Below are 20405 nucleotides of genomic sequence, written 5' to 3'. Positions count from 1 at the left end.
TCTACGGTACGTTCGTACTTTTGAGCCTTTCCATTTTAGGTATTGGCACCAAACGCTATGAATTACCAGGCACTGTCGGCACAGATCCGGCAAAAGAAATCATACCTCTGTGTAGGGTTAGACACTGATATCCAGAAACTACCACCGCATCTGGCCAACGTACCTGACCCGGTTTTTGAATTCAACAAGGCCATTATCGACGCCACCGCGCCTTATGCGGTTGCCTACAAACCTAATATCGCCTTCTACGAAGCACAGGGGCCACGCGGCTGGGAAAGCCTCCAAAAGACGCTGGACTACATTCCCAAGGATTGCTTTACCATCGCCGACGCCAAACGCGGCGATATTGGTAATACCTCTGGCCTGTACGCTCGTGCCTTCTTCGACCCCTCGGCCGCTGGCCTCAACTTCGATTCTATTACCGTAGCGCCTTACATGGGCCATGATTCAGTCATGCCTTTTCTGGCGTACCCTGGCAAATGGGTGATCCTGCTGGCCCTGACCAGTAACCCCGGTAGCGCCGATTTTCAGCGCCAGCTGGTGGATAACGAAACGCAGGAGTTGTTTGAAACGGTCATTCAGAAGGCGCAAACCTGGGCCACACACGAGCAATTGATGTTTGTGGTTGGTGCCACCCAGGCCGATCAGATCGCCCGGATTCGCGAGCTGGCTCCCGACAATTTCCTATTGGTGCCCGGCGTTGGTGCACAGGGCGGATCGCTGGCCGACGTATCGAAAAACGGACTCACCAAAGATGGTGGATTGCTTGTAAATGCCTCACGAAGTATTCTGTATGCCTCGTCGGGCATTGATTTTGCCGAAGCGGCCGCCGCCGAAGCAAAAGCCATTCAGCAAGAAATGGCAACGTACCTGAACTAATGCTCTTTCAAGCCGTATACGTACCAGGCCGCTACTACAGTCTGACTGTTCTGAGAGCGGCTGGTACGTAGGCTGCTGTTGACGCAGGTGTAAGCAATTTACCTGACCTGCCTATAGCTGATCGTGTAATAAAACGTACCCATCGGCCCGGATGGACAGCTTCGCTGGATTGGGAAGCCAAACTCGTTGACGCGCTGATTTTCGTAGACGATAGTGCCCTCGCTACAGTCTAACTGACCAAACGAAACGGAGCAGCTCTTTCTCTTTTGAAAAGCCAAATTATTGCTGGTCAGTGGGTTGTCCAGAAAATACAACGGTCTGCTGTATATGCTTTGGTCAGAAGCCGCTATCAACGCCGCCAGTATCTGATATTCTTTGCTGGTTGAAAATATATTCTGGTACTGATCATATTGCTGGTCAAGCACCTGTACATAATTAGCTGGGTTTCGTTCCTGGCTCTTTTTCGATTCGGTCAGGTAATCCAGATGGCCCTGACTGTCCAGATAAAGTCGACCCAGCGCCACACTCCTATTGACCGGATACCCTGCCTGATCAAGTGAAATACTGACCTGTTTCACGGCCTGGTTGCCAATCCGAACCTGAGCGGTAAGCGTATTTCCTGCATATGTTAGGTCGAAACCAGACGACTGGCTGTAGCGCTGCAACGTATTGTCGAACAGTTCTGTGTTGAGGGTGATCGTGCTTAACCGATTATCGTCTGTGTAGGAAAACCTTACCCATGGGGTGGCAGGCGCGTTTCCTGATGTAAGTAACGAGTCCCGGACAGACAGAAGCTGGTTCGCGCTATTGTAGGCAAACAGCGATCGGTATACCCAATGCGCCAACGCACCTTCGGAATGCCACTCGATTGTAGTAGGCAGCAGGACTGTCTTTTCGACGGGCCGTGAATTAATTGTCGACTGATCATTGCAGGAAAGGAGCCCTACGTTGAGGGAGCCAAACACCAGAAAAAAGAGGAAACGAAGCGAGAGAGCCATAGCTGGTAGTTAATAAGTTGAGTGTAAACAAACGTAGTTAGTTAGTGAGCAGTGGGGCGAATGGTGAACGACGCGCCAACCAGAAACGGGTGAATATTCAATTGGCGGTCACCACTGAAGAGGCGGCTGAACCCATACTGAACCATTGGTCCCACCTGAATTGAATAAGCTGATCTTAACGGTATGGCTGTTGTTAGTGCTGCCTGCCCCCATAAGAGGGTTTGCCCGGTGGCGGGCAGGTACGTTCCCTGACCACCCACACGAGCGGCATATTGGCCGGGGCGTTTACCCAAACCCAGTGTGTATTCCTTAGCCAGACTAGCGCCCAGCAGGGTCAACGAGCTGTTTTCGGCCACCGACTGGCCCAGACGGGTAATTCGGTATTCGTTTTGTCCCGTTGCTTCGATCCGGTATTCGTTCGTTGCCAGGTCATAGTAGGCCCAGCGCCTCAACTGACCAGCCATGAGCTGAACGGCGAACTGCCGCCACATTACGCCACCACTGACCTGATAGCCCCATGTTGGTGCCGAAAAAGTGGCCGGTGCATCAACCCGTTGCACGTAGGTTTCTGGCCTGGTTACAATAGTCATGAACTGAAACGTACTCAACGGCGACACGCTGGCCAGCCAACGCAAAGATGCCCGGTGGCTTTCAGCGGTCGCCTCAGTTGGTTGCTGAGGCAACTGCACCACCTGCCGCGTAATGGTATAGTCGGGTACACGCAACGGGCGAATAGCTGCGGGCTGCAACCTCGCCAGCGCCTCTTGCCCGAAAACGCTATCGTAACGGGCTGGCTCAGGTGACGCGCGAACGGAAATTGATAGCGGCGAATCTAGATCCACCTGCATGTCGGTACGAGATATGGGTCGGCGGTTGACTGCCTGATCAGCAACCGAAAATACCCGCACCTGATCACCGCTAGTTGGCCTTGACCGCGCTTTACGCGCCGCCGAGCGAGTGTACTGGCGAGGCAACGCTGCTGTTGCATCTGTATGAAATTCGTCTGGCCGAATCATTTGCTGTACCGTCGATCGGGTCGATGAGCTAGCGGGCTGGCTAGTGGTCAGACTAGCACCATCAGCGGCAGCAACCTGATGGTGGTGAATGGCTGACCGTCTCTTAGCCTGTAGTGAACCCGCGTTGTGTGGCTTGGATAGCGGCCGCTTTAATTGAACATCAATAATCGGGCGGGGCAGGACGCGCTCCGGTCCGTAAAGGACGCCGACGATCAGCAGGAGCAGGAGAGCTGCCAGAATAACGTACCCGGAACGTGTGGTTGAAGAAACGGGTAATTGCTGCCATATCCGCTTCTTGAGCGCTCTCGACGGAGTTCGCTCAAAGTCGTTGAAAACCCGCTGGAAGCGCTCTTTCAGGGCTTTGTCGGTCGAATCATCCGAAGAATTCATGACGTTTAGTGCCGTTTTGGTGACTGAGTTTGCTTAATAATTGCTTTGCCCGGCTGTATTGCGAGCGCACCGTTGCTTCCGGAATGCCCAATAACGTAGCAATGTCGGCATGGGTGTAATCCTCGATCAGATAGAGGTTCACCACCAGCCGATACTGGTCGGGTAACTGGTTGATAAACGCTAGCAGGGCATCCAGGTTAAGCTGGTTGATCATTGAGTCATAATCGTCGCTGACCAGCTCATCGGTGCTTTCTTCATAAGTGCTGAATCGTTCTTGCGGCCGGGTGGTCCGATTGTAGTAGTTGATCGCCGTTCGCACAATGATCGACTTTACCCAACTATCGGCCGATTCTGGTTTATCTAACTCCCGGATATGCTGAAAAATGCGGATAAACGCTTCCTGAAAAATATCTTCTGCTTCGGCTACCGTTCGGGCGTAGCGTACGCAAACCCCCAGCATTCTATTTTTGTAGCGTTCATAGAAAGCATGCTGTGCCTGTGCCTCCTCGCGCTGACAGGCAAGCACCAGATCGCGCAGGGTCGGGTATTTCTTACGGCCAAATAATGCCATCTGAATGAGCCGGTTAAGAGCGATTAGCCAGTGGCTACACCAGATTCAGGTACGTCCGTTGCACAAGCTGCCCCTGTTGGTCGAACGTCATGAACCAAGTTTGCCGACCTTTCTGCACATTGACGGTGTAGGTGGTTAGGCCCGCGTACTGGCTTTTCCTGAGCAGACTAAACTGGCCACTATTGCTGAATCCCGCCAACTCAGGTGTTTGTTGCAGGTACGTTTGTATCGCGCTCGGCAACTGATTGATGAACGAGTAGTACTGGGCATTGGCCGATCCTGTGGCGGCAACCAACTGACCGTTCTCCTCATAGGTGAGGTTGTAATAAGTGGTATTTTGCTGCGCCGAAACGGCATACTGCTTTTTGCCCTGGGCATCAACGGTTACCAGCGCGTAACTAAACACGGCCCCCTGCGCTGCAAGCGATTGCTGGATAGAGGGTGGGAGGTCGAGCAGCGTTTCGGTCCGGAATTCCAGCTGGTTGCTGGGTAGCAGTTCGGTTGTGTAGGTGATCTGGCTGTTCAGGCTGGTAACGTTCCAGCGAAACGTGTAGCGGTTTCCCAGCCAGTCGTAGTCGGCAAAAATAAACTGCCCATTGTTGCCGCCATCTCTGAACCAGCTATAGTTCTGCACTCTGAGATTGGTGAACGTACCTCCGTCAATAACGGTATTGCGAACCAGGGAGGCCAGTGAATCCGGCACCGCCTGGGTTTGCAACTGGTAGGCGATCAACAGCTTTTGCGGACTGGTAGCAGCGCTGAAGCGAACCGATTTCTGCGTGAAATTCACCTGCCACACCCGCCCTTTCTCCAGGGTCTTGAAGAGTATGTCGGCTGCTCCCGGATACTGATCGGTAAGAGCCTGAATGGCACTTGCCGGAATCGTTTCGGTCGGAGCGAATTGAGTATCGGTTACTTGGTTGCAGGCCAGCAGGAATACGCTGAGCAGCGATAGTAAGAGTATGCTTTTCATGTGTTGAGCAGGTTATGCTGCACTTGGTAACATATAGCTACCAAAATGAGTCAGTGGTGAAGTTAGTCAAGGGTATAGACACCGTTCCTGCACGCTGGTGTTGCATAGGTCTGCTTTATTTTCGCCGCTGCCTGGTGTCTGTGTACAGTTGAGAAGCGTATTTTGTTGACTAACTTTCTGATGATGAGCTTATTGTTGCTTATATATCCGCTCGTGCCATTCCTGCCAATCGTAAAAGAATAATCAATGCGCTGGCTAAAGTTGCGGGGTTCTATGCCAACTTTAGGCGTAAGCGGTGCAACTTTGAACTGCATACATCAGCCACTAAACCCTAAACGATCCCTTGTCTTTCATTCCTGCTTCTGAATCGCCCGCCGAACTATCGGTCAAGGCCATTATTGTAGGTGCGCTGTTCGGCGTGCTGTTCGGAGCCGCCACGGTCTACCTATCGCTGAAAGCCGGTTTGTCCGTTTCGGCATCTATCCCGATTTCGGTGCTGGCCATTTCATTGGGGCGACGTTTTCTGAACACGACCATCCTGGAGAATAACATCATTCAGACTACCGGGTCGGCGGGCGAGAGTATCGCGTCGGGTGTTGTGTTCACCATGCCCGGCTTCCTTTTCCTGACCGATGGCGCCTCAGCCGACTTCTTCAACTACTGGACTATCCTGACGCTAGCTATCGTGGGCGGTCTGGTAGGTACGTTGATGATGGTGCCCCTGCGCCGGTCGCTCATTGTGCAGGAACACGACACGTTGCCTTACCCCGAAGGAACCGCCTGTGCGTCAGTGCTGATTGCCGGTGAAAAAGGCGGCGATTTTGCCAAAACGGCTTACCTGGGTCTGGGCGTGGCGTTTCTGTACGCGGCCCTTCAAAAGGTGCTGCATGTTATTGCTGAGGTGCCTGTTTGGGCTACCAACCAGGTGAATCGCTATTTTCCATCAGCGCAGGTCGCGGGTGAGATCACGCCGGAGTATTTGGGCGTGGGCTACATTATTGGCTTTCGCATTTCGGCGGTGCTGGTGGCCGGTGGTTTTCTGGCGTGGCTCGGCCTGATTCCCCTACTGGCTTCGGTGGTGCCGGGCGAAACCATTGCGCTACAACTTCAGAAACTGGGCTACCTCGCCGACCTCGCCAAAGCGGGCGGACCGGGTGGCTGGAATCCTGAAACGAAAACCTTTTCCGACACTGCCGCCGCCATTTATCGGGCCTATATTCGGCAAATCGGGGCTGGGGCCGTAACGGCCGGTGGGTTCATGACCCTCTTGAAAACTATTCCGACCATTGTATCGTCGTTTAAAGCATCCATTGGAAGTGGCGCTGGCTCCAACGCCGAACTGGCGAACCAACCCGGTGGTATCCTGCGTACCGACCGTGAACTGAGCGGCCGCTTTGTGGTTATCGGCTGTATCGTACTGGCCGTGCTGATGGTGTTGCTCCCCCAAATCCCCGGCGATACGTACCTGACCAAAGCCCTGATTGCCATTCTGGTGCTCGTTTTTGGCTTTTTCTTCGTTACTGTTGCCAGCCGCATCGTGGGCTTGATCGGGTCAAGTTCATCGCCGGTGTCAGGGATGACCATTGCTACCATCATGGGCACGGCCCTGATCTTCATTAGTATCGGCCTCACGGGACGTACCTATGAACCTGCCGTTCTGGTGGTAGGTAGTCTGATTTGTGTAGCCGCCGCCAACGCCGGTGCCACCTCGCAGGATTTAAAAACGGGCTACCTCGTGGGGGCTACGCCCCGCGCGCAACAATTGGCCCTGCTGGTGGGCGTTGTGGTATCGTCACTGGTAGTAGGTGCTACCGTGAAGCTGCTCGACACACCCACGCCCGATCTGGTGGCGCAGGGCATCACGCACGCCATCGGTACCGACAAATTTCCCGCGCCACAGGGTACGCTCATGGCCACGCTCATCAAGGGGTTACTATCGTTTAACCTCGACTGGCAGTTTGTGCTGGTGGGTGCCGTGCTGGCCTTCGTATTTGAGCTGATCGGCGTAAGCGCCTTGGCCTTCGCCGTTGGTCTGTATCTGCCCTTGTCAACAACGCTGCCCATCTTCGCGGGTGGTTGCGTGAAAGCCTTCACCGACTGGCGCAAGAAGAAGCCGGTTGTGGCTCAAACGGGGCAGCCATTGGAAGAAGAAATGGAAGAAACCGACGACCTGAGCAAAGGTAATCTCTTTGCCACGGGTCTGGTGGCGGGTGGCGCGCTGGCTGGCGTGCTGGTGGCACTCCTGTCCGTTAACGACGGTGTGTACACGGCTCTGTCGAAGCTGTCGCTCGAACCGGCGCTGGAAGGTGCCTTTGGCGATGGCGGTTATCAACTGCTCGGTGCATTATTCTTCGCTGCTCTGGCCGGTACACTGGGTTGGATGGGCCTGAAGAAATAGGTAATAGGCGTTTGCGATCCGTTTTCTGTGGCGTCGTTAAGTAGTCGTGACGCCACAGAAAATAGACTATTTTCTATAGCCAACCGTAGCGAACAGCGGGTCGCTCTGGCCTGGGTTTGGGCTGCGGTCATGGGTGCGGATATCCGTAAACAGCCCCGTTTGGTCGTAATATGTTTCGACCAACTCAGCATGGCCGGCATCGTCGAGGGCTTGCCAGACGGCAACGGCTTTGGTCGGAAACATTCGGTTCGAGAACACCGTAATAAAAGGGCTGCCCGGTTTCAGCACCCGCGCCACTTCCCGAAAAACAGCGACAGGCTGCGTCAGGTATTGCACCGATACCGTCATTACACAACCATCGAACTCGCCGTCTTTGTAAGGCAGCGTTGGGTTCTGATTCAGGTTCTGCACGATATAGTCTGTCAGTTGCGGATTCTGCTTCAGTTCCGTTTCGTTCATGCCCTGACCCGCCACGCGGCTATACGCTACATCGGTGGCGGTCCCGCGTCCGGGCAGGTGACTGCGCCAGCTGCTCATCAGATCGAGAATGGCCCCGCCGGGTGGTAGCACTTCACGGAAAAGGGCTGTGGTCGCCGCAATAGCGGGATCATCGATATGCACGACCAGTCGGGCCGACCGGTAAAATTCATCGTCGGATGTTTCATCATACTTCCGGAAATAATTCGCCGGAAGATTGGGGTTGAGTTGGGTACGTTGCGCCATGACTAATTAACCCCTGATATGGCTGATTCGTTAAGCCTTTCGCGCTAAAAAAGTCGTAGCTGAATTGTGTATACGTAATTTGCTTATCGGCTATAGTTCGGCACATGTTTTGTTGAGTATAAGCAGTTTGCGAGAGTACCTTATCGTCAACGGAGGGTGTTCTCAAGACATGCCATTCCCTACGTGCCCACACCTGTTTTATGCTTGTTCGCGACCTGCTTATTGTCGTTCTGGGCCTTATTTCCCGGTTCGCCTTTGCCCAAACTACCTGCCAGGCACCTCAGTCACCCTATACGGGTTCAGTCGGTAGCCAATCGGCGCAAATAAGCTGGTATAATTCTGGGGGAGGTTCACTTACCTATCAGGTTCAGTACCGATTTAATGGACAGGTAGGCTGGACATCCAATGGAGTGAGTACATCATCGTCGGTAACACTGTCAAATCTGGTGCCCCGCACTAGTTATGAATGGCGTGTGCGTAGTATCTGTGCGGTTGGTGATACATCGGCGTTTACCAATTCGCTGTCATTCAGTACGGAATGTAAAACACCACAAGGCCTATATACCAGCACGATCTCGGCTGAATCGGCTCAGGTTAGCTGGTCGTTTTACGGTAATGAGTCCCCAGCCTACCAGATGCAATATAGAGTGGCGGGGGCAGCAGCTTGGATCAACAGACCCGTGCAATCATCGGCCTACGGTACATTAACTAACCTGGTTAATAATACTGATTATCAATGGCGGGTACGTAGCATTTGTTCGCCAGGCGATACCTCTGCTTTTTCGACTCCCCTCTCGTTTCGGACTGTATGCTATTTGCCAGGAGGGAGCTATACAACAGATGTTACCTTCCGATCAGCCAGGTTGTACTGGTATAGTGGCGCATCAGGCGCTTCTTACGACGTATACTGGCGAGTAGCTGGCGCTACCGACTGGACCAGCGTCAACGCGAATACCAGTACGTCGATGACCCTGAATGGACTGGCTAACAACACAACGTATGAATGGAAAGTACGGACTGTCTGTTCGGCAAATGCTACGTCAGCCTTTACCTCGCCGGTTACCTTTCAGACCCAATGTCTATCGCCCAATTCACTGTACACATCGGTTCCGAATACGGACGTAGCCGAACTGCGCTGGACAAATCCGCTTGGTGTTTTTGCGACAGACCTGCGCTGGCGTGCTATTGGCGCGGTAAACTGGATCGACGTAGCCAATCTGACCAGTACTGATTATGGGTTGACGGGGTTGACACCCAATACAAGTTACGAATGGCAGGTACGTTCGGCTTGTTCGGGAACGGACAAATCGGCCTGGTCGCAGTCGGTACAGTTTATCACCCGCTGCGATCTGCCGACTAATGTAACGTCATCAAATATTGGCAGTAGCCGGGCTGATCTGAGCTGGACAGCGAAGACAGTGGCAACTCTGCAATATCGCCTGGCGAATGCCAGCAACTGGACAACGATCAGTTCGGTCAGTTCACCCTATTCAGTAACAGGACTGTCTAACAATACAGTGTACGAATGGCGCGTTGCGACGGCCTGCGCCCAGGGAACACCGTCTGACTATAGTGCCACGCAACTTTTTATAACCAGATGTGATAGTCCTCAGTATTCTTCAGCCAGCGTCAATATAAACAATGGAATTAATTTCTCGTGGGGTGGCCCCTCAGACGGCGTTTATGAACTGCAGTGGCGAGTGGCGGGAACAACGGATTGGACAAGTGTGAGCGGAATTACCCAAACTGGGTATTCGCTTAATTCGCCAACGCTGAACACAACGTATGAATGGCGGGTGCGACGGGTCTGTTCACCCACAGACTTCTCTGATTTTACGCCAACGAATAGTATCACGGTAACCTGTCAGGCCGCTTATCTCTCGCCATACGCCTATAAACTAACGTCGAATTCAGTTAGTCTGAACTGGAATACGTATTCGAGTAAATCAACTGATACGTATGAATTACAATGGCGACCAGCCAGTACTACAGCCTGGACAACAGTAACAGGCCTGACCACCTCACCCTACACCTTAACGGGGCTTACAACGGGTGTAACGTATCAATGGCGAGTGCGTCGGATGTGTACGCCTACAATTGGGTCGGACTACAGCACCACGATCGAGTCGTTTACTATTCCCTGTAATCAACCCACTTCTTTTTACAGCACGTCAGTTGCGACGACAACTGCCTCGGTCCAGTGGTACGGAAATGATTCGTATCCGCCCTATGACCTGAATTACAGACCCGCTGGACAAGCCAACTGGCTTTCGGTACCCAATATTGTCGCCAGTATGTTTTCGCTGACGGGCCTTACGCCCAACACCGTCTATGAGTGGCAGGTACGTTCGGCCTGCTCAACAACAGGTACAGCTCCGGCATTTGGGGCTATACAGTCGTTTTCGACCTACTGTGGCGGAACACCCACTGGTTTTTCAATTATCTCGGTGATTGCCGGAGCCGTTACTGTGCGCTGGAGTGGGGCAGCAGGCGTTGCTTTCTACGAGATTCAGTATCGGGAAGCAGGCACAACTAACTGGCTTGTTAAAACAGTACCTGCCAACGAAGTTGACCAGTCGCAGAACCAGACCATAATTACAAAGCAGTACACGTTTTATGGCTTACCAACTGGCAAGAACTACGAGTGGCGGGTCCGGTCTATCTGCGAAGCCGGTATCAGTTCGCCCTTCGCTGATGGGCCTGTAATGACCATAAATTGCCCGAGTACGGGTGGTAGTAGCTATGCGTATCAGGTAGATAATACGCGGGCCACTATCGTGTGGTCTGCGCTCGGTTCTACGGATACCTACGACCTGCAGTGGCGGCAGCAGGGAGCGTCTACGTGGCTGTCAGAGCAAACGACAACGGGCTCTGCGTACACGCTGACCAATCTACAACCAGGCTTTACCTACGAGTATACCGTACAACGGGTGTGCGCCCCTGGCCTGAAGAGTGCTGTTGTGGGCAATAGTGTGTCAATTCGTTACCAAGTCCCTACAGACCTGAGTGTCAGATTTCGATCCGGTAATTCAGTGAATGTCACCTGGAAATATCCGGCTGCTTCATCCGCTGAACTAACAGGAACCGCGTTTACGATCCAATATCGGCTAGCCGGAACAACCAGTTGGACCACCGTGAGTGTACCCGCTGCTACCGCTGTTGGCCAGTATCCATCGCTCTCTGTTCCGGTGTTGGGCTTAACCGTTGGCGCTGCCTACGAATTTCAGGTACGTGCCGGGGCTGTTGGTCAACCGGGGTCTGACTATACGTACACGGCTTACTATGCCGTATCCTGTTCAGTGGTCGGTTCGGTTCAAACGGCGGTTGGTACGACCTCTGCCAATTTATCGTGGTACGCTACGTCGACAGATATCCCATTCCAGCTCCAGTGGCGGCAGGCTGGTAGCGCCACATGGACAACCGTTGCTGTACCCGGCATGGCCTATGGGGCAACCGTGGCTTACTCACTAACCGGTCTGGCCAACAACAGCAGTTACGAATGGCGGGTGGCGACCAATTGCGGCGATGGCGTACTGTCAGACTATACAGCGATCCAGTCGTTTGTGACGGGTTGCGTCGTAACGGCCGCGTCGAGTGTGTATGCTACCGCAGCGGCAACGTCGGCCTACATAACCTGGAGCTACTATCCGGCCACGCTGGCGAAGTCAATTTTACAATATCGGCTTGCGAACGCAGTCACCTGGACCGACATCAGTCCGCAGACGAGTACGAGCTATTCGCTCACGGGCCTTGCGACCAATGCCGCCTATGAGGTACGTATTCGGAGTGTTTGTGAAGGAGGTGACACCTGGGCTGTTAGTAGTGTTAGTCCGTTTCAGACCGTTTGCCGGGCGGTGTCGTCATTTTATGTATACGATACGCAGGAGCGGTCGGCTCGCATCAGTTGGTCAACGTCTGGATCGCCAACTATCATTCAGTGGCGACAGGCAGGGGGCACTAGTTGGATCGAAGCAGCAGCAACTGGTAGTCTGGTGGAGCTTACCGGGTTGACCCCCGGTACTGCCTATGAGTACCGGTTTCAGACAACCTGCTCACCCGGTAGTTTACCCATTTACACCGGAACCGGCACGTTTACCACGAAAACTACAAGTTTGCCCACGATCTCGCTCTGGGCCGATAGTACGGGCGTCGATTTTGCCCGTCTGTTGATCAACAAGGCCGACCAGACAGCATATCGACTTCAGTGGCGGGTAGTAGGGGCAAGTAGCTGGTTTAGCACAGGTTCATTGACCAGTACAACCTATCTGTTACAAAATCTGACGCCCGGTACTACCTACGAAGCCCGACTGGCTCAGACCTCTGGCAATAGCACAGCTGTTTACAGCAACATTACACAGTTTGCCATGAATTGCCCGACGTTCACAACTGTAACCGTTACGGCTTCATCAGCCCAGGCGGCTTCGGTATACTGGTCGTTAACGAAAGCAATGCCGGTAGTGGTGCAATGGCGGATTGGCGGTAGTGTGTCATGGAATACGGTGTCGTTCCCATCTGGTGGGGCAATTGGTTCATTGACCGGGCTGTCGCCGGCCACCAGCTACGAATGGCGGGCTGCGCCAACGTGTAGTGCATTTACGTCGGTGGGTACATTCCGTACGCCTGCCTCGTGCCAGGCTCCTTTCGATGGCGGTACCACTGAGGTTAATTTATCGTCAGCTACGTTATACTGGAGCGCTTATTCGAATCCCGCCCAATTTACGGTTCGATACCGGGTAGTAGGAACAACAAACTGGATTGTACGAACAGGGATCAGCAGCAGTCCGTTTACGCTGACGGGGCTCAGCGCCAACACAACATATGATTGGGCGGTAGCCGACCAATGTGGCGGAAACACAGCCCTGTTGTTCAGTAGTCCGCATCGGTTTACCACGCAGTGTTTGCCAGCCTACTACGCATCAACGCAGGCCGTGTCTACCCAGGCGCGATTAACCTGGAGTGAGGGCGGACCTGACTACGTAGTGAGGTGGCGGCGTTCAGGGGCCAGCCAGTGGAACCAGGCGACGACAACGGCTAAATCGTTTATGCTGTCAGGCCTGGAACCCAATACCTCTTACGACTGGCAGGTGCGCAGTGCGTGTACACCCGAATCGTCGGGTTTGTATTGGAATACATTTTCTACGCAGTGCGGGGGAAGCTTTATCTATAGCCAGGTCGCCAGGCCAGTCAGCGCCAATGCCGTATCGTTGACCTGGACAACGAGTTATGGTACCGACGATCTGAATTTATATACGGTTGGCTGGCGCGTGAAAGGAACCACCAATTGGACTACACAGTCGGGTGTGGTGGCTCCTTATAGGTTAACTGGTCTGGCAGATAATACAACGTATGAATGGCAGGTACGTCCCGATTGCCGCACACAATTTGATACGCCACTGACGTTTCAAACAACTTGCGCCCTGGTGATACATCAGCGGGTGGGCCAGCAAACCAGTTCGACGGCACAGCTACTATGGAACGATATCTTTGGCGGCACACCCTATACATTGCAATGGCGCGAAGCAGGTGCTGATACCTGGAATACCGTGTCGGGCATCAACGGCACGACGTACACCCTCAGTGGATTGACCAATGGGACTCAATATGAGTGGCAGGTTCGTGGTGAGTGCGCAGGGGGGTCACCTTACCTGACCACAACGGCGTTTAGATTGATCAGTGAGCGGCAAACGAGCATATACACGGTAAAAACGGGTGCCTGGAACGACGCTGCCGTCTGGTCGTGCAACTGCGTTCCAACCGCAACCGACGCCGTATTGCTGCGTCATGCCGTTACGGTACCGACTAGCTATACAGGCTATACTAAACGGATTTTCTACGAAGGGGGTGGGCAGTTGAAAATGGGTGCCACCTCCCTTGTAAAACCAACACAATAGATGAAGTCAGGCGTTTCGGTTCAAATCGGTAGCTTTGCCTGCTGCAACGTACCTGATTATGATTACCGAAACAACGTCTCATTACGATAATTTAGAGCAGATGTCGGTGCGCGACCTGCTGGTGAATATTAACCGCGAAGACCAGACCGTGCCGCTGGCCGTGGAAAAAGCCATTCCGCAACTCGAAGCGCTGGCTACGCAAGTGACGACCCGCATGCGGGAAGGCGGTCGGCTGTTCTACATTGGCGCGGGTACCAGCGGTCGGCTGGGGGTGGTCGATGCGTCGGAGTGCCCGCCTACCTACGGCGTGCCGCACGACCTGGTAGTGGGCCTGATTGCCGGGGGCGACGGTGCCATCCGGAAAGCCGTCGAATTTGCCGAAGATGATCCCGAGCAAGCCTGGAAAGACCTGAGCGCCTATAAAATCGAGGCCATCGATACCGTAGTCGGCATTGCCGCGTCGGGGCGTACTCCGTATGTAATTGGTGGGCTGAACGCCGCCCGCGAAGCCGGTTGTCTCACAGGCTGTATCGTCTGTAACCCCGGTTCGGCCGTAGCGCAGGCAGCCGAGTTTCCGGTGGAAGTGGTCACGGGCCCTGAATTTGTGACAGGTAGCACCCGCATGAAGGCCGGCACGGCACAGAAGCTAGCCCTCAATATGTTATCGACTACCGTCATGATTCAACTGGGGCGGGTGAAGGGCAACAAGATGGTGGATATGCAATTGTCGAACATCAAGCTCCAACAACGCGCCGCCTACATGGTTATGGACGAGCTGGGTGTATCAGAAGCGGAAGCTAAAGACCTACTGAACCGCTTCGGCAACGTGCGCGGAGCAATTGATAATTATAAATAGTTTGTGGTTTGCTGTTTGTGGTTGTGCTGCCAGGCCACAGAGATGGTCGATTAGCAGCACAACCACAAACGACAAACAGCAAAATGTTATTCCATGAAAGCCATTCAACTCCTTGCCCTGCACCAGCCGCTTGCGCTGGTCGACGTACCCGATCCTGTGCCTCAGCCAGGCGAGATGGTGGTCGATGTGAAAGCCGCTGGGCTCAATCACCGCGATGTGTTTGTGCAACAGGGCCTGTATCCGGGCATTGTGCTGCCGGTATTCCCCGGCTCCGACGGGGCGGGCATTGTCTCGGCCGTGGGCGAGGGCGTCGACCGGTCGTGGCTGAACTGTGAGGTAATCATCAACCCTGCGCTGAACTGGGGAGCAAACCATGCGGTGAACAGCCCGGCCTTCACCATTCTGGGAATGCCCACGGCCGGCACGTTCGCCGAAAAAATCGTAATCTCGAAGGCCAACGTCTACCATAAACCCTCGCACTTATCGTTCGACGAAGCCGCTGCCTTACCGCTGGCGGGCCTCACGGCCTGGCGTGCGCTGATGTCGCGGGCTGCCCTGAGCCAGTCAAATCCCGAGCGGGTGCTGATTACGGGCGTTGGCGGTGGCGCGGCCCTGTTTGCCCTGCAATTTGCCGTGGCGGCCGGGGCCGACGTGTGGGTAACGTCAGGCTCAGATGAAAAGCTGGCGAAAGCCCGCGAACTGGGTGCCAAAGGCGGTGTGAATTACAAAGAAGCCGACTGGCACAAAACCCTGCTAAAACTGGCGACCAACGGCGATGCCGCCCAAAGTAAAGCGGGCTATTTCGACGTGATCATCGACAGTGCCGCCGGACCCGATTTTGCGAAGCTGACCCAGGTAGCGGCTCCGGCTGGGCGAATCGCCTTTTTTGGGGGTACGTCCGGCAAAATAACCGATGTACAACCGTCGGTTATCTTCTTTAAGCAGCTATCGATTTTTGGCACTACCATGGGCAACGACGCTGAATTTGCCGATATGCTGCGGTTTGTAGAAAAGCACCAGCTTCGGCCCGTGATCGACTCGGTTCGGCCCCTGGCCGAGGCCCAGGCGGCATACGACCGCCTGCACGCCGGGCAACAACTGGGTAAACTAGTGCTGTCGATTGCCTGACGCATGATTCAGCTGTCTCCCGACCTAACGTACCCGACCCAGTGTCCGGCCTGTAACGCGGCCAATCCGGCTGGTCAGGTACGTTTCGCGGGAGCCGTAACACTGGCCGAGTCGACTTGCCCGGTTTGTGCCACATTATACCACCAAACCCTGCCCATCGGGCAATTCAACCGATTTCCGGTGGCTGTTAGCTATACCGGGCAGCACGTCCGTGTGGCCGGACGCGGTCGCTGGCTGCTTGATTTGGTCACGTGTTGCGCCCAACCAGCGCCCCGTACCGAGGTCTGCCTTGTCTCCGTGGTGCCGGGCCGTGGCAGCATTAGTGTTACTGACCAGCCTTCGGCGATCATCCTGCTCGTTTGCCTTGATGCCTGTTATGGCCATGCGCTGATGCTGTTGTTCAACGCACAACGCCATCACGACCAGCATCCAGACCGGCCCACTATTGCCATTGTACCCCGTTCGCTGGTTTGGCTGGTTCCCGACTACGTAGCCGAAATTTGGGTGGTCGATACGCCACTGGCGGCCTTGAACCGGCCCATACCCGGTCTCGATGCGTTTATCAACCAGCAACTTGCCCGTTTCAAGACGGTCTGGCTCAGTCACGGGTACAATCACTTCGACCACCGCACTATTCGCTTCGCCGATTTTACCCGTACCCCGAAATTCGACCTGAATCACTTCGATCAGGATGCGGTTCGGCAGATCACGTTTGTGCTGCGCGAAGATCGGCTCTGGCTGCGTTTTGGCTGGGAGCGCCTGGCGTACCGGGTTAGTCAGCGGGTTGGTTTGGTCTCAAAAACGCGCTCGTTCTGGATACGCTGGCAGGTCCGTCGGTACCGGCAGTTGGCCAGTCACCTTCAGCAACTAAACCCAGTCATTCAACTCAGCGTGACTGGGTTAACCGCCGCTGACCCGGCAACCGGATTTGGAGCGTCAGTAAACGATCTGCGCCTGCCTTCGCCTCTCTCGCCTGTACAGGAACGTACCTGGTGTGCGCAGTATGCCCGCAGCCATGTGGTGGTAGGTGTGCACGGATCGGGTATGCTGCTGCCAACGAGTCTGGCGGCTGGTTTTGTAAACCTGTTACCGCCCGACAAGCTGGCTCACTACGCCGAGGATGTGCTGCTGGCGCACGACAACCCCATTCACCAAACGCTGCTGGGCCGTTTTCTGCCAACAGGCAGCTCGCCCAGGCAAGTGGCCGCCCTGCTCAACAGCCTGCTGATCGAATTTCCTGTCTGGCTCAACGAAGCCCGGCAGCGGTAGCAGAGCACGTACCTGACAGCGATCAGTCACCGAGCCAATTGCCATCAGGGTGTGTCAGCATCGGGTACCCCATCTTTAGGGAAGACTAAACTCATTCGATATGCTGGTTACCCTGACACTCAATCCGGCCGTAGACGTTAGCATGACGGTTGATCGGCTACTTCCTGAGCACAAACTGCATTGCTCGAAACCCCATTACGACGCTGGTGGAGGTGGAATTAACGTGGCCAAGGCCATTCGGCGGTTGGGTGGTCAGGTGCTTGCGCTGTTTACATCGGGCGGCCCAACCGGCCTTACCTTGCAGGGATTGGTCGAAAAAGAGCAGATCAACTATCAGATTATCGGTATCGAAGACGGCACCCGCGAGGCATTTGTGGTGACCGAAACCACGACCAACCAGCAGTTCAGGTTGGGAATACCCGGCCCTACGATCACGGCGGGTGAAGCCATGGCCTGTCTGGCGCATGTAGAGACGCTACCCGAATCGGTCGATTATTTGGTCGCTAGTGGAAGCCTGCCCCCCGGTTTACCCGCCAATTTTTACGCCCAGCTTGCCCGACTGGCCAAAGACCGACAATACCGCCTGGTACTCGATACTGCCGGCGAACCCTTACGGCTGGCCTTGGAAGAGGGGGTGTTCATGATTAAGCCAAATCTGGGTGAGTTGGCCCGCCTGCTAGGCGTCGATCAACTTGAGCCTGAACAGATCAACGAAGCCGCCACAACCCTCATCCGTGCGGGAAAATGTGAGGTGGTGGTCGTGTCACTGGGGCCACGTGGAGCCGTGCTGGTTACGGGCGAGGGTCATGAGTTTATACAGGCTCCCCCGGTTAAAAAGAAAGGGACAGTCGGAGCAGGCGATAGTCTGGTTGGTGGTATAGTGTATGCTCTTTCGCAGGGACAACCTTATGCCGACATGATTCGGCTGGGCGTGGCCTGCGGTACTGCCGCCACCCTGAATCCAGGCACTGAACTATTTCAGAAGGCCGATGCTGACCGGCTACTGCTCTGGATCAACCAGCAACAGAGTCATCTCCAACACGTTTAACAATTCGCCTCAACTGAGACTATGAAAACCATTTTGTTTCCAACCGATTTTTCCAACGAGGCGGCTAAAGCGTTGCCCGTGGTGGCCCAACTGGCCCGCCTGTTCAATGCCGACCTGCATCTGATTCACGTGCTGCAACGACTAATGCCCGGTTATGCGCCCCGTATCCACGATGCTGATGCGCAGCACCTCGATGCCCTGATCGTGATTGAGGCTGCCTTTGATGCATTAAAAGCAACGCCCGCCCTTAATGCCTTGCGCGTTCATACGCATGCGTTAACCGCTGCTGACCCGGCCGACTTGTTGGACGACCCGCGATTTGCTGCCGCCGACCTGCTGGTGATGGCCTCTACCGGGGCCAGTGGCCTGAAAGAACTGTTGTTGGGCTCAACGGCCGAACACCTCATCCGACGGGCGACTATGCCACTGCTGGTGCTAAAAAATCCCCCTGGCTATCTCGATTTGAAAACGATCGTTTTCGCCTCTGATTTTGCCGGTCAGTACGACGCCTCAATCGATTTTCTGCAAATGCTGTTCGATGCCTTCGATTATCCAGCCGTGCATTTGCTTTACATTAATACGCTCAACCACTTTGTGCCGACGCACGAATTACTACCCCGTATGGAGGCCTTTGCCAGACGTTACCAGCTGAGTGGGTGCTCGTTCAATCAACAGGATGAGTATGATGTGGAAACAGGGCTGTTGGCCTTTGCGCACGAAAAACAGGCCGATCTGATCGTACTGGGTACCCACGGTCGGCGGGGGCTTCGTCATTTACTTCAAGGTAGTATTGCCGAAGATGTGGCTAACCACGCAACAATTTCGGTCCTGGCCCTGCCGCTGCACCAGGAGACCGTGCTTGCTACTGTGCAGGGCCTATTAAACTAACGGATACGCTCCCGATTCTGCCAGTAGAATCGGGAGCGTATCCGTTAGTCCTCTTAGGTAAGTTACCTGGGAGGACTAACCTGGTCTTTGTGACCACGTATTGGCGAATAGTGGCTTTAAACGTCCGAAAATCGGCGTGGAAGCTATCCATTTCCTCGCGTAGATAGCGGTGATCAATTCGCGTTTCCTTGTCCAGCACCTGGTTGGAACGAACGCCCATCGCCAGTTGCTGGTCAACCGTTGCAATCTCATCGAGTAGCCGGGTCGTCAGGCGTTTAAAGTGATGTAACTGGTCAATCTCCAGCTGCCAGGTTTGAGCATTGGCTTCTTTCGGATGGGTCACCTCGCTTAACGTACCCAGCAGGTCTTTCCAAAATATGACTTCGTGTTGGGCCAGTTCCAACTCATTATGCCAGATACGATGTAGCAGATGCACATCTGTTAGCTTGTGGTAGGTTGACGTTCTCATGAATCAGCCTTGTTAAATGAAGGGAATGACGTCAACCGTTTGCCCGGCCAGTTTAGGTGCAGGCGTTTCTGCGTCGTATAACGCCAGCAGGGGCACGCGTGGGTTGTAAGCAATAGATCGGCTCACACTTTTGTTAAGCAGGAGGTCAAAAAAGCGCTTATGATGCGGCAGCACCACCAACATGTCAACGTTGTGCATATCCAGGTACGTATTGATGCCATTCAGCACATCTTCGTCGTGAATTGTGTACAAATCGGTCTGCACCTCATCGAATGCCTGCTCGATGTATTCTTTACTGATTTCAGATGGTTTGCTGTTCTCCTGTCGCGGATTTTCAATTGTCAGCACCGTTAGCTGAGCGGCTTTGCGTGCCACCAGCGTTTTCAGCAATGCTAAACTCACGATGTCGTTGACCGATCGAAAATCGGTGGCCAATACTACCCGTTCGAGCGGCCTGATCGGTGCCGAGGCAGGCACTACCAGCACATTCGCTTTGGCCGACCGGATCAGACCCGTAGCCACGCTGCCGAAAAACTCGCTGAAACCGGATCCTGAAGCACCCACCACTATGAGGTCGAACAACTCCTGAGTAAGTAGTGATTCAACGGCAGTTTCCGGGCTACCCAACGCCGTTAGGGTGCGGTAGGTATGGTGGGCAGGCACTGGCGGCTTGGTAATCAGGCGAAGGAAATTGTGCATAGCCAGCTCTGCCGTTTCCCGCTCTTCGGCCAGCAAAATAGCTCCGCCATAACTTAGTTCGGGTTGTAGTTCAAAGGCATTCAACACACAAAAGCTGGTAGCTGTGTCGTCGAACAGAGCCTGCGCAAACGAGATAGCATGCCGCGCGGCAACTGAGAAATCGGTTAGCAATAGAACCTTATTCATGGTAGACTAGTGTGGGGTTTATA

15 protein-coding genes are annotated in these 20405 nt (G+C 54.3%); 8 read left to right on the top strand and 7 right to left on the bottom strand.

The features are described 5' to 3' along the window. Nucleotides 1-57: 57 nt before the first annotated feature. Nucleotides 58-879, top strand: coding sequence for an orotidine-5'-phosphate decarboxylase (gene pyrF, locus F7231_RS11300; protein ID WP_166691967.1), 822 nt, complete (start codon nucleotides 58-60; stop codon nucleotides 877-879). A gap of 98 nt (nucleotides 880-977) precedes the next feature. Here the strand turns inward: pyrF and F7231_RS11295 are convergent, their stop codons facing one another. From F7231_RS11295 to F7231_RS11280, 4 genes are read right to left on the bottom strand one after another with little or no spacing between them, the layout of a single operon-like run. Further along, the gene (locus F7231_RS11295) at nucleotides 978-1877 is read right to left on the bottom strand and encodes a hypothetical protein (protein ID WP_166691966.1); all 900 of its coding nucleotides are present in this window, start codon (nucleotides 1875-1877) and stop codon (nucleotides 978-980) included. 41 nt (nucleotides 1878-1918) lie between these two features. Continuing rightward, nucleotides 1919-3283: a hypothetical protein gene (locus F7231_RS11290; protein ID WP_166691965.1), complete on the bottom strand. Its 1365-nt coding sequence runs from the start codon at nucleotides 3281-3283 to the stop codon at nucleotides 1919-1921. Next, nucleotides 3267-3854 (bottom strand): RNA polymerase sigma factor, encoded by a 588-nt coding sequence (locus tag F7231_RS11285; protein WP_166691964.1) that lies wholly within the window; start codon nucleotides 3852-3854, stop codon nucleotides 3267-3269. The genes F7231_RS11290 and F7231_RS11285 overlap by 17 nt, the downstream gene beginning before the upstream one ends. 34 nt (nucleotides 3855-3888) lie before the next feature. Further along, complete coding sequence (locus tag F7231_RS11280; RefSeq protein WP_166691963.1) at nucleotides 3889-4827, bottom strand: hypothetical protein; 939 nt, start codon at nucleotides 4825-4827, stop codon at nucleotides 3889-3891. 343 nt (nucleotides 4828-5170) lie between these two features. Here F7231_RS11280 and F7231_RS11275 point away from each other — a divergent pair, with 343 nt between their 5' ends. Further along, nucleotides 5171-7225, top strand: coding sequence for an OPT family oligopeptide transporter (locus F7231_RS11275; RefSeq protein WP_166691962.1), 2055 nt, complete (start codon nucleotides 5171-5173; stop codon nucleotides 7223-7225). 66 nt (nucleotides 7226-7291) lie between these two features. Here F7231_RS11275 and F7231_RS11270 read toward each other — a convergent pair whose 3' ends face one another. Beyond that, complete coding sequence (locus F7231_RS11270) at nucleotides 7292-7948, bottom strand: class I SAM-dependent methyltransferase (RefSeq protein ID WP_166691961.1); 657 nt, start codon at nucleotides 7946-7948, stop codon at nucleotides 7292-7294. 200 nt (nucleotides 7949-8148) lie between these two features. Here F7231_RS11270 and F7231_RS11265 point away from each other — a divergent pair, with 200 nt between their 5' ends. The 6 genes from F7231_RS11265 (at nucleotide 8149) to F7231_RS11240 (ending at nucleotide 19028) form a co-directional block, all read left to right on the top strand. Next, nucleotides 8149-13839 carry a fibronectin type III domain-containing protein gene (locus F7231_RS11265; protein ID WP_166691960.1) on the top strand — a complete coding sequence of 1897 codons (5691 nt, stop codon included), beginning with the start codon at nucleotides 8149-8151 and terminating at the stop codon, nucleotides 13837-13839. 58 nt (nucleotides 13840-13897) lie between these two features. Next, the gene (gene murQ / locus F7231_RS11260) at nucleotides 13898-14695 is read left to right on the top strand and encodes an N-acetylmuramic acid 6-phosphate etherase (protein WP_166691959.1); all 798 of its coding nucleotides are present in this window, start codon (nucleotides 13898-13900) and stop codon (nucleotides 14693-14695) included. Between the two features lie 93 nt (nucleotides 14696-14788). Next, nucleotides 14789-15823, top strand: a complete 1035-nt coding sequence (locus tag F7231_RS11255) for a zinc-binding dehydrogenase (RefSeq protein WP_166691958.1) — start codon at nucleotides 14789-14791, stop codon at nucleotides 15821-15823. Nucleotides 15824-15826: 3 nt separating this feature from the next. Next, a complete protein-coding gene (locus F7231_RS11250) occupies nucleotides 15827-17092 on the top strand; it encodes a hypothetical protein (protein WP_166691957.1) in 1266 nt (421 codons plus the stop codon). Between the two features lie 100 nt (nucleotides 17093-17192). Next, on the top strand, nucleotides 17193-18140 hold the full coding sequence (locus tag F7231_RS11245; protein ID WP_166691956.1) for a 1-phosphofructokinase family hexose kinase: 948 nt from the start codon (nucleotides 17193-17195) through the stop codon (nucleotides 18138-18140). A gap of 21 nt (nucleotides 18141-18161) precedes the next feature. After that, on the top strand, nucleotides 18162-19028 hold the full coding sequence (locus tag F7231_RS11240) for a universal stress protein (RefSeq protein WP_166691955.1): 867 nt from the start codon (nucleotides 18162-18164) through the stop codon (nucleotides 19026-19028). On the opposite strand, the gene F7231_RS11235 is transcribed toward F7231_RS11240, so the two are convergent. Together F7231_RS11235 and F7231_RS11230 are read right to left on the bottom strand one after the other, a co-directional pair. After that, the gene (locus tag F7231_RS11235; RefSeq protein ID WP_208295576.1) at nucleotides 19003-19497 is read right to left on the bottom strand and encodes a hypothetical protein; all 495 of its coding nucleotides are present in this window, start codon (nucleotides 19495-19497) and stop codon (nucleotides 19003-19005) included. The genes F7231_RS11240 and F7231_RS11235 overlap by 26 nt on opposite strands. 12 nt (nucleotides 19498-19509) lie before the next feature. Further along, nucleotides 19510-20382 carry a universal stress protein gene (locus tag F7231_RS11230; RefSeq protein WP_166691954.1) on the bottom strand — a complete coding sequence of 291 codons (873 nt, stop codon included), beginning with the start codon at nucleotides 20380-20382 and terminating at the stop codon, nucleotides 19510-19512. Between the last annotated feature and the right edge of the window lie 23 nt (nucleotides 20383-20405).

The organism is Fibrivirga algicola (genome assembly GCF_011742925.1).
Taxonomy (GTDB): domain Bacteria; phylum Bacteroidota; class Bacteroidia; order Cytophagales; family Spirosomataceae; genus Fibrella; species Fibrella algicola.
Note: the sequence above shows the minus strand (reverse complement) of the source record. Positions and strands in the feature narration are given on the sequence as shown.

Bases quoted from the DNA above. Each gene is read 5' to 3' on its own strand.
- pyrF (WP_166691967.1), top strand. From the start codon at position 58: ATGAATTACCAGGCACTGTCGGCACAGATCCGGCAAAAGAAATCATAC.
- F7231_RS11295 (WP_166691966.1), bottom strand. From the start codon at position 1,877: ATGGCTCTCTCGCTTCGTTTCCTCTTTTTTCTGGTGTTTGGCTCCCTC.
- F7231_RS11290 (WP_166691965.1), bottom strand. From the start codon at position 3,283: ATGAATTCTTCGGATGATTCGACCGACAAAGCCCTGAAAGAGCGCTTC.
- F7231_RS11285 (WP_166691964.1), bottom strand. From the start codon at position 3,854: ATGGCATTATTTGGCCGTAAGAAATACCCGACCCTGCGCGATCTGGTG.
- F7231_RS11280 (WP_166691963.1), bottom strand. From the start codon at position 4,827: ATGAAAAGCATACTCTTACTATCGCTGCTCAGCGTATTCCTGCTGGCC.
- F7231_RS11270 (WP_166691961.1), bottom strand. From the start codon at position 7,948: ATGGCGCAACGTACCCAACTCAACCCCAATCTTCCGGCGAATTATTTC.
- F7231_RS11265 (WP_166691960.1), top strand. From the start codon at position 8,149: ATGCTTGTTCGCGACCTGCTTATTGTCGTTCTGGGCCTTATTTCCCGG.
- murQ (WP_166691959.1), top strand. From the start codon at position 13,898: ATGATTACCGAAACAACGTCTCATTACGATAATTTAGAGCAGATGTCG.
- F7231_RS11255 (WP_166691958.1), top strand. From the start codon at position 14,789: ATGAAAGCCATTCAACTCCTTGCCCTGCACCAGCCGCTTGCGCTGGTC.
- F7231_RS11250 (WP_166691957.1), top strand. From the start codon at position 15,827: ATGATTCAGCTGTCTCCCGACCTAACGTACCCGACCCAGTGTCCGGCC.
- F7231_RS11245 (WP_166691956.1), top strand. From the start codon at position 17,193: ATGCTGGTTACCCTGACACTCAATCCGGCCGTAGACGTTAGCATGACG.
- F7231_RS11240 (WP_166691955.1), top strand. From the start codon at position 18,162: ATGAAAACCATTTTGTTTCCAACCGATTTTTCCAACGAGGCGGCTAAA.
- F7231_RS11235 (WP_208295576.1), bottom strand. From the start codon at position 19,497: ATGAGAACGTCAACCTACCACAAGCTAACAGATGTGCATCTGCTACAT.
- F7231_RS11230 (WP_166691954.1), bottom strand. From the start codon at position 20,382: ATGAATAAGGTTCTATTGCTAACCGATTTCTCAGTTGCCGCGCGGCAT.